The 13,181-nt window shown below is 41.7% G+C and carries 3 protein-coding genes, 3 tRNA genes and 3 rRNA genes; all 9 read right to left on the bottom strand.

Going from position 1 to position 13,181, the window contains the following annotated elements; translation table 11 throughout:
• Positions 1-2,040 carry a potassium-transporting ATPase subunit KdpB gene (kdpB, locus tag EG342_RS12125; RefSeq protein ID WP_103293613.1) on the bottom strand — a complete coding sequence of 680 codons (2,040 nt, stop codon included), beginning with the start codon at positions 2,038-2,040 and terminating at the stop codon, positions 1-3.
• Between the two features lie 177 nt (positions 2,041-2,217).
• Positions 2,218-3,912 carry a potassium-transporting ATPase subunit KdpA gene (kdpA, locus tag EG342_RS12120; protein WP_103293597.1) on the bottom strand — a complete coding sequence of 565 codons (1,695 nt, stop codon included), beginning with the start codon at positions 3,910-3,912 and terminating at the stop codon, positions 2,218-2,220.
• 439 nt (positions 3,913-4,351) lie between these two features.
• Positions 4,352-5,674: a sigma-54-dependent transcriptional regulator gene (locus tag EG342_RS12110; protein ID WP_103293598.1), complete on the bottom strand. Its 1,323-nt coding sequence runs from the start codon at positions 5,672-5,674 to the stop codon at positions 4,352-4,354.
• Between the two features lie 812 nt (positions 5,675-6,486).
• A 5S ribosomal RNA gene (gene rrf, locus EG342_RS12105) occupies positions 6,487-6,594 on the bottom strand.
• 142 nt (positions 6,595-6,736) lie between these two features.
• Positions 6,737-9,503 (bottom strand): 23S ribosomal RNA (locus EG342_RS12100).
• A gap of 203 nt (positions 9,504-9,706) precedes the next feature.
• Positions 9,707-9,779, bottom strand: a tRNA-OTHER gene (locus EG342_RS25160).
• Positions 9,780-9,831: 52 nt separating this feature from the next.
• Positions 9,832-9,905, bottom strand: a tRNA-Ala gene (locus EG342_RS12095).
• Positions 9,906-9,995: 90 nt separating this feature from the next.
• Positions 9,996-10,069, bottom strand: a tRNA-Ile gene (locus EG342_RS12090).
• A 197-nt stretch (positions 10,070-10,266) separates the two neighbouring features.
• A 16S ribosomal RNA gene (locus EG342_RS12085) occupies positions 10,267-11,783 on the bottom strand.
• The 16S, 23S and 5S rRNA genes sit together here with 3 tRNA genes alongside, the layout of an rRNA operon.
• Positions 11,784-13,181: the final 1,398 nt, after the last annotated feature.

Raw genomic sequence — 13,181 nt, 5'->3', positions numbered from 1 at the left:
TTAATAGAATAAGCTGATTACCAGATCAATAATTTTGATCCCAATGAACGGAACAATTACACCGCCTAATCCATAGATTAATAGGTTTCTTCTTAATAAGGCACTCGCACCGATCGGTTTGTATGCCACCCCTTTCAAAGCCAGTGGAATCAGGAAAGGAATAATCACCGCATTGAAGATGACAGCTGATAGTATGGCTGTTTCCGGGCTGTGAAGATTCATAATATTCAACTTCTGAAGCGAAGGAATGAAGGTGATAAACAGAGCCGGGATAATCGCAAAATACTTGGCCACATCATTGGCGATACTAAATGTCGTCAACGTTCCTCTGGTCATCAGCAATTGTTTTCCGATTTCTACAATTTCAATCAGTTTGGTCGGGTCATTATCAAGGTCAACCATATTACCGGCTTCTTTTGCCGCCTGAGTTCCGCTGTTCATCGCTACTCCTACATCGGCCTGAGCCAGCGCCGGAGCATCATTCGTTCCATCTCCCATCATGGCTACCAGCTTCCCTTCCTGCTGTTCTTTTTTGATGTAGTTCATTTTATCTTCCGGTTTTGCTTCCGCGATAAAATCGTCTACTCCGGCTTTTTCGGCAATGAACTTTGCGGTCAGTGGGTTATCTCCGGTTACCATCACGGTCTTAACTCCCATCTTTCTCAACCGTTGAAAACGTTCCTGAATTCCGGTTTTAATGATATCCTGAAGTTCGATTACCCCCCAAACTTTTTCATTCACAGCTACAACTAAAGGAGTACCGCCGTTCTCAGCGATTTTGGTAACCGCATCTTGTGTTTCCTGTGGGAAGATATTCCCGGTTTTTTCAGTCAGTTTTTTAATAGTGTCGTAAGCTCCTTTTCTGATTCTGGTATCTTCAAAATCGATTCCTGAAGTTCTGGTTTCAGCAGTGAAATCAATATAAGTAGGATTGGGAACAAGTAAATCCTGTGGTTGTAAGCTGCTCAATTCAATAATTGATTTTCCTTCAGGAGTTTCATCGGCTACAGAACTCAGAGCCGAGGCTTTAATAAAATCTTCAAGCAAAATACCCTCTGCAGGGTGAAACTGTGTTGCTTTACGGTTTCCTATGGTAATTGTACCTGTTTTATCAAGTAAAAGGACATCAATGTCTCCAGCAGTTTCTACCGCTTTTCCACTTTTAGTAATTACATTCGCTCGTAACGCTCTGTCCATTCCTGCAATTCCGATTGCAGAGAGCAGACCTCCGATCGTTGTCGGAATAAGACAAACGAAAAGTGAAATAAATGCTGCAATAGTAATGGGAGTCTGCGCATAATCTGCAAAAGGCTTTAAAGTGAGGGTAACAATGATAAAGGTCAGGGTAAATCCTGCCAGCAATATGGTTAATGCGATTTCGTTAGGTGTTTTTTGTCTTGATGCGCCTTCTACAAGGGCAATCATTTTATCCAGGAAGGATTCTCCGGGTTTTGTGGTTACTTTTACCTTAATCCTGTCTGAAAGCACTTTCGTACCTCCTGTTACAGAGCTTTTGTCTCCTCCTGCTTCACGAATAACGGGAGCACTTTCTCCGGTAATAGCCGATTCATCAATAGTAGCCAGCCCTTCAATAATTTCTCCATCCATGGGGATCTGATCTCCGGTTTCACAAAGGAAAATATCTCCCAATTTCATTTCTGCAGACATTTTCAACACCGTTTCGATCTGAAATCCGGGTTTATTTTCAACCACCAGTTTGGCAGGTGTTTCTTCACGCGTTTTTCTAAGGGTATCGGCTTGTGCTTTTCCTCTGGCTTCCGCGATAGCTTCAGCAAAGTTGGCAAACAGAACCGTGAAAAATAAGATAATAAATACTAAAAAATTATAAGAGAAACTTCCTTGAGATGTATCGCCTGTTAAGCTAAACATGCTTACGACAAACATCACGACGGTTCCGATCTCCACCAGAAACATCACTGGATTTTTAAACATAATTTTCGGATTCAGTTTTACGAAAGACTGTTTAATTGCTTCGTTTACCAAATCTCTCTGAAATAATGTTTGTGATTGATTTTTCATTTTTTTGAAAGAGTTTATATTGAAACCAATAGTAACCATCAAGGCAAACTAAATATCAAGGAATAGAAGTAGATAATATTATGTAGTGAACGTTTCAGTAAGTTTTAGGCTAACTTCCTTAAACACTTCAGTTTCCTTAATGGTTGAATATTGATTTTAATTCTTAATGTTTACAATTTATTTTGAGAAATACTGGATTTGTTCTGGGATAGGCCCCAATGTCAAGGCAGGAAAGAAAGATAGAGCCGCAATAAGTAAGATGACCGCTAATGTCATGAAACCAAAGGTTCCCGTATCTGTTTTCAGGGTTCCTGAACTTTCCGGTATGAATTTTTTCTGAGCCAATAGTCCTGCAATCGCTACAGGCCCTATAATTGGAATAAATCTTGATAGCAGAAGTACAATTCCTGTTGAGATATTCCACCAGGGTGTATTATCTCCCAACCCTTCAAATCCGGAACCGTTGTTGGCGGAAGAAGAAGTAAACTCGTACAACATTTCACTAAATCCGTGAAACCCCGGGTTATTCAACGTTTTTGCTCCAAACTCAGGCAGATAAGCCGTTAAAGCAGTTCCTACAAGTATTAAGAAAGGATGAAACAAAGCCACAATCATGGCGATCTTCATTTCTTTTGCTTCAATCTTTTTACCCATAAATTCCGGTGTCCTTCCCACCATGAGACCACTGATGAATACAGCGAGAATGATGAAAATAAAATAATTCAGAATCCCAACGCCACAACCTCCGTAGAAACAGTTGATCATCATGGCCAGAAGCTCATTCATTCCGGAAAGTGGCATTGTACTGTCGTGCATTGAGTTCACTGAACCGGTAGAAATCACCGTTGTGGCAATACTCCAATATCCTGATGCTGCACTTCCAAAACGAATTTCCTTACCTTCCATAGCCCCCAGACTGCTGTCTGCTCCCATTTTGGTAATCAAAGGATTGCCTCCCGTTTCATTGATGATATTGGGAACTGTGAGTGCAAGGAAGCCGACGGTCATTACCGTAAAAATCACCCACGAAAGTTTTCTTTTATTCAAATAAAAACCTAATGCAAAAACCAATGCAAACGGAATGATCATCTGGGTAATCATTTCTGTCATATTCGTTATGTAATTGGGATTTTCAAGCGGGTGGGCAGAGTTGGCACCGAAGAAACCACCTCCGTTCGTTCCTAAATGTTTAATAGCAACAAAGCCAGCCACCGGTCCTCTCGAAACATCAATCTTTTGTCCTTCAAGAGTCGTGATATGATCTTTTCCTTCAAAAGTCATCGGAGTTCCGTTTACAGAAAGGATGAAAGCCACAACCACACTGATTGGAACTAGAATTCTGATCATCGATTTTATAAAATAATCATAGAAGTTCCCCAGCTCTGTAGTTGTTTTCTCTTTAAAAGCTTTAAAAAGAACTGCCATTGCAGCCATTCCGGTTGCCGCAGTCACGAATTGCAAAAACATCAGGTAAAGCTGGCTTAAATAACTAACTCCCGTTTCTCCCGAATAATGCTGCAAATTACAATTCACCAAAAATGAGATGGTTGTATTAAAAGCAAGATCGGGCGACATATTAGGATTTCCGTCAGGATTTAAAGGAAGCCAGGCCTGCGTAAGCAAAAGTACAAACCCAATAATGAACCAGACCAGATTAATCGCCAGCATGGCATACATATTCTGCTTCCAATTCATTTGGCGCATGGGATTAATTCCCGATATTGTATAGATTAACTTTTCAATAGGCCGAAAAACCGGATCCAGAAAAGTCTTTTTATATCCATAGACATTAGCAATATATTTACCTAAAAATATTCCGATAACTAATGTAATAGCAAACATGGCTATAATGCCTAAAATCTCTGTATTCATGATTATTTAAAATTTTTCAGGTTTTATTAAAACATAACAGATGTACACAAAGGCAAGGATTGAAAGGAAAAATAAACTCCACATAATCTTATATTCTATCAAAAAATTCAACTGATTTATATAAAAGCCAAAACAACACTGCAAATAGCAGTATCAAACTTATAAGCATCATATCTTTACAAATAAGGTTAGAATAGTTAATAATACATACGATACAATCAGCAGACTAAAAGTTGAATGCTCCCGTTTTTTAAACGTTTTTCTTGAAATTGTCATTTTTAAATATTTTATTCAAAGACTATATGCCAAAAGAAATTCCATTCTTGAAAAAAATGCAACAACACATTGAATAACAATTAATTAACACAAGACACAAAGCTCCTTAAAAACAGAAAAGCCTATCAAAATGATAGGCTCTTTATTAAAATGATAAAATGTTTTACTTTAATTCGTATTCATCGAGTTTACGGTACAATGTGGCTATTCCGATCTCCAATAACCGGGCTGCTTCAGCTTTGTTACCTTTAGTATACTGCAGTACTTTTTGTATATGGATTTTTTCCAGAGATCTAATACTCAAAGAATCACTTTCAACTACTGCTTTTTCAGAATAATGAGGGAGGCTCTCAGCATCAAGAATTTCATTTTCCATGAGAATCAAACTTCTTTCAACAGCATTCCTTAACTCCCGGATATTTCCCTTCCAGTCATTCTTTTCCAGTGCTTTGTAATAGTCCGGATTAACCTGAATGGATGACAAATGTAATTTATCGGAAAATAAATCAATAAAATTTTTGGCCAGAATTTTCAAATCCTCTTTTCTTTCCCTCAAAGCAGGAAGAGCAATTTCAAATACATTCAACCTAAAATAAAGGTCTTCCCTGAAGTTTCCTTGCTTAATCTCTTCTTCCAGATTTCTGTTTGTTGCAGCAATCAATCTAAAATCAGATTTAGAAACTTTGGTTTCCCCCATTTTTATAAACTCCCTGGTTTCCAGAACACGAAGCAATTTAGCCTGAAGTTCTATGGGCATTTCCCCGATTTCATCAAGGAATAAAGTTCCTCCGCTAGCTTCCTCAATCAAACCTTTTTTATCTTTAATAGCACCGGTAAAAGCACCCTGCTTATGTCCAAAAAGTTCACTCTCCAAAATTTCCTTACTGAATGCAGAACAATTGATGGCAACAAAATTATTTTTCTTCCTGTCACTTCCTTCATGAATAGCACTCGCAAACACTTCTTTTCCAGTACCCGTCTCACCCGTTAAAAGCACAGCAGCATCCGTTAATGCTACCTTTTCAGCAAGTTTCTTTGACTGTAAGATAGCCGGTGAATTCCCAATAATCCCACCAAAACCTTTTAATTTAGTTTGCGTAACTGTCCTGGATCTGTTATCTTTTACCTTTTCCAGTGCTTTATATACCAGAGGAATAATTTTCTCATTATCATCGCCCTTTACAAGGTAATCGTAAGCTCCATTCTTCATTGCCTGAACTGCATCCGTAATATTACCAAATGCTGTCATCAGAATGATTTCAAGATGAGGATATTTTGTTTTAATAGATTTCACCAACTCAACTCCAAAAGCATCAGGCAGTCGGACATCGCTTAATACGACATCGAAATCATACTGCTCCAACATCGTCATCGCTGAACGTGCTGTAGAAGCTTCTTTGACATTAAAATTTTCTTGGGAAAGGATCATTCCTAATAATTTAAGGAGTTTGATCTCATCATCGATGATCAGAATGTTTCCTGACATTGTAATTATATTTGGAAAACTTATACAAACTTATCAATTTTATTCCAGTAAAACCCACTTATAGGGGAAATTAATTTCATACACATTTCTTTTCAGGAGCTTGATCCTGCTATCCACTCATACTCCTCGCGCTATCGCTGCCATCCTGAACCTGGTCCACGGATCCAACGCTTGCTGCGGGGTATCCGTTGCTATCAGGGCTATTTGATGAGTAATGGGTAATAAGTAATGAGCAATCATGGCTCAACAATCAACAGGTACGTATACAATCTTTGCCATCTCGTAGAGATCTGAATAGCATTACCATAATTCTGCGGTTCTGTATAAGTTATCATCATCAATAGCGACGGGTTTAGCCCGTTGTACAAATAATCAATCCTTCCATCGGCTTTAGCCAAAACCTAGAAACCTTATCTACACGCATATCCGCAATCTTTGTCATCTCGCAGAGATCCAAGCAGCATTATTCAATTATTTAATTAGAATATAATGCTGCATATCTCTTTTCAACCGTCCAGATCCTTTCAGGATGACAAAACAGGTGCATATCAGGGAATAATAATGAGGATAACAAATTATTGAAGTCACCCTAATCTTATCATAACTTATATTATTGAAAATGAAGAATTGAAAGTTGAAGGGAGTAGAAAAAAGGTTGGGGATTGAAAGATTGAAAATAAAGTAACCCAGTGGTATATGGTAATTCAACATTACTTATCACTCATTACTCATTGCTCATTACCTATTCCTAGGGGTATATACCAAAAAAAAGTCTCATACATGACTGTATGAGACTTTTAAAATAAAATAAAAACTGGCGGCGGCCTACTCTCCCGCTTTCGCAGTACCATCGGCGCTGGTGGGCTTAACTTCTGTGTTCGGAATGGGAACAGGTGAGCCCCACCGCTAAAACCACCCTAAAGGTTGTATATAGCATCTGGCTTATTGCATAGGGCTCTTGGCTTGTTTGCCAATCACTTTTTGCTGTTTGCCTTTTGCATTTTAATCGATAAAAACTTTCACAAAGAGCTAACCTTGCTGCACTTTCGCAGTACCATATCAGGCTATAAATCTACGGGTAATTAGTACTACTCGGCTATGACATTACTGTCTTTACACCTATAGCCTATCAACGTGGTCATCTCCCACGACCCTTAAAAGATGTCTCATCTTGAGGCGAGTTTCGCACTTATATGCCTTCAGTGCTTATCTCTTCCAAACGTAGCTACTCAGCAGTGCACCTGGCGGTACAACTGATACACCAGAGGTTTGTTCAATTCGGTCCTCTCGTACTAGAATCAAGCCCTCTCAAACATCTAACGCCCGCAATAGATAGAGACCGAACTGTCTCACGACGTTCTGAACCCAGCTCGCGTGCCACTTTAATGGGCGAACAGCCCAACCCTTGGGACCTTCTCCAGCCCCAGGATGTGACGAGCCGACATCGAGGTGCCGAACCTCCCCGTCGATGTGAGCTCTTGGGGGAGACTAGCCTGTTATCCCCGGAGTACCTTTTATCCTATGAGCGATGGCCCTTCCATACGGAACCACCGGATCACTATGTCCTGCTTTCGCACCTGATCGACTTGTAGGTCTCACAGTCAAGCACCCTTATGCCATTACACTCTACGCACGGTTACCAAGCGTGCTGAGGGTACCTTTGAAAGCCTCCGTTACTCTTTTGGAGGCGACCACCCCAGTCAAACTACCCACCACGCAATGTCCTTCCCAAAGGAAGTTAGGCTCCAAGTAAGTAAAGGGTGGTATTTCAACGTTGGCTCCACAAACACTAGCGTGCCCGCTTCACAGCCTCCCACCTATCCTACACATTACTTACTCAAAGTCAATACGAAGTTATAGTAAAGGTTCACAGGGTCTTTTCGTCCCATTGCGGGTACTCGGCATCTTCACCGAGACTACAATTTCACAGAGCTCATGGTTGAGACAGTGCCCAGATCGTTACACCATTCGTGCAGGTCGGAACTTACCCGACAAGGAATTTCGCTACCTTAGGACCGTTATAGTTACGGCCGCCGTTTACTGGGGCTTCAGTTAATGCCTTCGGTTTAACCCTAAGCACCTTCCTTAACCTTCCAGCACCGGGCAGGTGTCAGACCCTATACTGCATCTTTCGATTTTGCAGAGTCCTGTGTTTTTGATAAACAGTCGCCTGGGCCTCTTTACTGCGGCCACCATTGCTGATGGCGTCTCTTCTCCCGAAGTTACGAGACTATTTTGCCTAGTTCCTTAACCATGATTCACTCTAGCACCTTAGGATTCTCTCCTCGACTACCTGTGTCGGTTTTGGTACGGGTTGCTTCACTTCGGCTTTTCTTGGAAGCACTTTCCCTACAGCAGCTTCGCCCGAAGGCTAGGCCTTGACTATTCCGTCAGTCTCCAGTAAGTACGGCACTCCGTCCCCTTTTTAGTGTGAGCAAGTATGGGAATATTAACCCATTGTCCATCCACTACCCCTTTCGGGTTCGCGTTAGGTCCCGACTAACCCTCAGCTGATTAGCATGGCTGAGGAAACCTTAGTCTTTCGGTGAGGGGGTTTCTCGCCCCCTTTATCGTTACTTATGCCTACATTTTCTTTTCTATCCGCTCCACAATACCTCACAGTACTGCTTCGGCGCAAATAGAATGCTCTCCTACCAGATGTATCCCTAAGATACAAATCCATAGCTTCGGTAATATGTTTATGCCCGATTATTATCCATGCCGGACCGCTCGACTAGTGAGCTGTTACGCACTCTTTAAATGAATGGCTGCTTCCAAGCCAACATCCTAGCTGTCAATGCAGTCCAACCGCGTTGCTTCAACTTAACATATATTTGGGGACCTTAGCTGTTGGTCTGGGTTCTTTCCCTCTCGGACATGGACCTTAGCACCCATGCCCTCACTGCCGTAGAACATTTATTAGCATTCGGAGTTTGTCAGGAATTGGTAGGATTTGACTCCCCCGCATCCAATCAGTAGCTCTACCTCTAATAAACTTATATACGACGCTGCACCTAAATGCATTTCGGAGAGTACGAGCTATCTCCCAGTTTGATTGGCCTTTCACCCCTACCCACAGGTCATCCGAAGACTTTTCAACGTCAACCGGTTCGGTCCTCCACTCTGTGTTACCAGAGCTTCAACCTGCCCATGGGTAGATCACAAGGTTTCGCGTCTAATCCTACTAACTATACGCCCTATTCAGACTCGCTTTCGCTCCGGCTCCGGTACTTAATACCTTAACCTCGCTAGTAAAATTAACTCGTAGGCTCATTATGCAAAAGGCACGCCGTCACACCATATAGGTGCTCCGACCGCTTGTAGGCGTACGGTTTCAGGTTCTATTTCACCCTTCTATTCGAAGTGCTTTTCACCTTTCCTTCACAGTACTTGTTCACTATCGGTCTTTCAGGAGTATTTAGCCTTGGAGGATGGTCCCCCCATATTCAGACAGGATTTCACGTGTCCCGCCCTACTCATTTATCACTCAAATATGCCTTTCATATACGGGGCTATCACCCTCTACGGCCGTTCTTTCCAGAACATTCTATTAAACATATATCAGCTTTTGGGCTAATCCGCTTTCGCTCGCCACTACTTACGGAATCTCTTCGATTTCTTTTCCTCCGGGTACTTAGATGTTTCAGTTCTCCGGGTTTGCTCTCTAAATAAATTTAGAGTGACATGTCTTCAACATGCCGGGTTGCCCCATTCGGACATCTGCGGATCAATTCGTGTGTGCCAATCCCCGCAGCTTTTCGCAGCTTACCACGTCCTTCGTCGCCTCTGAAAGCCTAGGCATCCGCCATACGCCCTTAACGATTTCTTTCCTAATATTAAATTAGTTCAGTATTTTTTGATAAAATTTAATTTATCGATATTTTTATAAACTCGGCACTCGAAAGTGCTCGGTTATCTCTTTGTGATGTCTTTACCGTTAATGTCAATGATCTTAATGTCTTCTTGTCAGCTTAATGAACAGATATTGTTTTTGGCTCTATCCGTAACTTTTAAATTAAGCTTTCAAAACTGTGGAGAATAAGGGAGTCGAACCCTTGACCTTCCCGATGAATCGGGACGCTCTAGCCCCTATCGGCTAAAATCCTGTGTTTTATTTTATAAATATCTTCTATTCTTGTTACATTACTGTAACTATGTGGAGAATAAGGGAGTCGAACCCTTGACCTCCTGCGTGCAAGGCAGGCGCTCTAGCCAGCTGAGCTAATTCCCCTCTAGTCGAGTGTAGGAGTAGTAGGGTTTGAGCCTTTGAGCATTAAACTCATATTCTCGTATACTCTAAAACTCTTGTACTCAAAATTAGTAGTCTCGGGCAGGCTCGAACTGCCGACCTCTACATTATCAGTGTAGCGCTCTAACCAGCTGAGCTACGAGACTTTGTTATGAGTAATGAATGATGAGTAATAAGTAATTCCTTCTTCCTCTGCATTGCTCAATCTCTTTCCCTAATACTAATTTCTAGTGGGTGTTGTATTTTTTTATATAATCAACCAAACAAAAAACTAAAGCTTTACTTTAAGTAAGTACTTGTATCCTAAGATACTAATTTTGTTTATCGTCTAAAAGACGCTCTAAAATGAGATGTTCCAGCCGCACCTTCCGGTACGGCTACCTTGTTACGACTTAGCCCTAGTTACCTGTTTTACCCTAGGCAGCTCCTATTACGGTCACCGACTTCAGGTACCCCAGACTTCCATGGCTTGACGGGCGGTGTGTACAAGGCCCGGGAACGTATTCACCGCGCCATGGCTGATGCGCGATTACTAGCGATTCCAGCTTCATAGAGTCGAGTTGCAGACTCCAATCCGAACTGAGACCAGCTTTCGAGATTTGCATCACATCGCTGTGTAGCTGCCCTCTGTACTGGCCATTGTATTACGTGTGTGGCCCAAGGCGTAAGGGCCGTGATGATTTGACGTCATCCCCACCTTCCTCTCTACTTGCGTAGGCAGTCTCACTAGAGTCCCCAACTTAATGATGGCAACTAGTGACAGGGGTTGCGCTCGTTGCAGGACTTAACCTAACACCTCACGGCACGAGCTGACGACAACCATGCAGCACCTTGAAAAATGTCCGAAGAAAAGTCTATTTCTAAACCTGTCATTTCCCATTTAAGCCTTGGTAAGGTTCCTCGCGTATCATCGAATTAAACCACATAATCCACCGCTTGTGCGGGCCCCCGTCAATTCCTTTGAGTTTCATTCTTGCGAACGTACTCCCCAGGTGGCTAACTTATCACTTTCGCTTAGTCTCTGAACCCGAAAGCCCAAAAACGAGTTAGCATCGTTTACGGCGTGGACTACCAGGGTATCTAATCCTGTTCGCTCCCCACGCTTTCGTCCATCAGCGTCAGTTGTTGCTTAGTAACCTGCCTTCGCAATTGGTGTTCTAAGTAATATCTATGCATTTCACCGCTACACTACTTATTCCAGCTACTTCAACAACACTCAAGACCTGCAGTATCAATGGCAGTTTCACAGTTAAGCTGTGAGATTTCACCACTGACTTACAGATCCGCCTACGGACCCTTTAAACCCAATAAATCCGGATAACGCTTGCACCCTCCGTATTACCGCGGCTGCTGGCACGGAGTTAGCCGGTGCTTATTCGTATAGTACCTTCAGCTACTCTCACGAGAGTAGGTTTATCCCTATACAAAAGAAGTTTACAACCCATAGGGCCGTCGTCCTTCACGCGGGATGGCTGGATCAGGCTCTCACCCATTGTCCAATATTCCTCACTGCTGCCTCCCGTAGGAGTCTGGTCCGTGTCTCAGTACCAGTGTGGGGGATCACCCTCTCAGGCCCCCTAAAGATCGTAGACTTGGTGAGCCGTTACCTCACCAACTATCTAATCTTGCGCGTGCCCATCTCTATCCACCGGAGTTTTCAATATCAAATGATGCCATTCAATATATTATGGGGTATTAATCTTCCTTTCGAAAGGCTATCCCCCAGATAAAGGCAGGTTGCACACGTGTTCCGCACCCGTACGCCGCTCTCAAGATTCCGAAGAATCTCTACCGCTCGGCTTGCATGTGTTAGGCCTCCCGCTAGCGTTCATCCTGAGCCAGGATCAAACTCTCCATTGTATGTTTGTCTGACTCACTCAAAGTTTTTTAACGCTTTAGTTTTTCCTTACTTGGTTGTTATATTATATTTCAATGAACTTCTTGTCTTTCGCTTTTCAACGAAGCACTCTCTTCTGTCAGTGGCGCTCCGTATTTGCGAGTGCAAAAGTAAAACTTTATTTCTTAATGACCAAATGTTTTTGAAGAAAATTTTAAAGTTTATTTTGTAACCTTAATTCCTCTCTAACCCTCAATCTATCTACTCCTGCGCTCCCTTAATTGGGACTGCAAAGATACTAACTTTATTTTAACTCGCAACCTTTTTTATTAAAAAGTAAAAGTTTTTTTTCGTCTCGTTTCTTTCGTAGATCTTAATGTTTCTGCTTATCTAAAAGCCCTTCTGCGCTTACTGAATATCTTTCGTTTTTCAGTGGGGCAAAGATAGAAACTTCATCTATACCACGCAACTTTATTTAACATAAAATTTACTTTTTCGTAATATTTAAAGGTAAAGTACTGGTAGGCAAGAAGAAAAATTTTAAACAAATGTTTGAAGGATCAGATGGAAGTGTCAGAGCGTTGGAGAGTGGGAGGGAAAATGAGGGTCTGGGGAGTTTTCTATTATGAGTAATGGGTAATGGGTAATGGGTAATGGAAGATATGCCATATATATAATGTGGTGCAGTTTTCAAAAATCATTTTGAAATACGTTTGGGCTAAAGCCAGGGGAATATGATTTATTTATTTGAGTGGGCTAAAGCCCACTCCTATTGATGATGGAACGCTTTATTAATATTATTTTATGTTTATATGGCATTATATTCATTGTTGTCACTATTGTTTTGATCTAACCCAATAGTTGTCATCCTGGAAGGATCCAGGTTCTGGAAATAAAGTACAACGGGCTAAAGCCCGTTACTATTGATGATGATGGAGGTCTACATTCATAATTAAGATGACAGAATTGTAGATAACGCTGTCTGGATCCCTGCGAGATAACACAAGAGAGTGTATATCGGGAAGTAATAATGAGGATAACAAATTGAAGTCGCCCTAATCTTATCATAACTTGTATTATTGAAAATGGAGAATGGAAAGTAGAGAGTTGAAAGAAAATAAAGCAACCAAGTAGTATTAGGGAATGCAGCATTACTTATTACTTATCACTTATTACTCATTACTTATACCCCTAGCCCCGATAGCAACGGGTACCCCGCAGCAAGCGATGGATCCTTCGGCTACGCTCAGGATGACAGAGCGCGGGCGCGAGGAGTATGAGTGGATAGCGGGATGAAGCTCCTGAATGGGTTTGAGAGTGAGTTCGAGAGTGAGAGAGTTGGAGAGTTTAAGGGTTTGTGGATTTGAAAATAAAATTATGAGAGCCGCGAGTATGAATGAAATGATTGCTCCTTCCCTATT

The sequence above is a fragment of the Chryseobacterium lactis genome, from assembly GCF_003815875.1.
Lineage (GTDB): Bacteria > Bacteroidota > Bacteroidia > Flavobacteriales > Weeksellaceae > Chryseobacterium > Chryseobacterium lactis.
The sequence above is the reverse complement of the archived record's forward strand: the minus strand, read 5'-3'. Positions and strand labels throughout refer to the sequence as shown.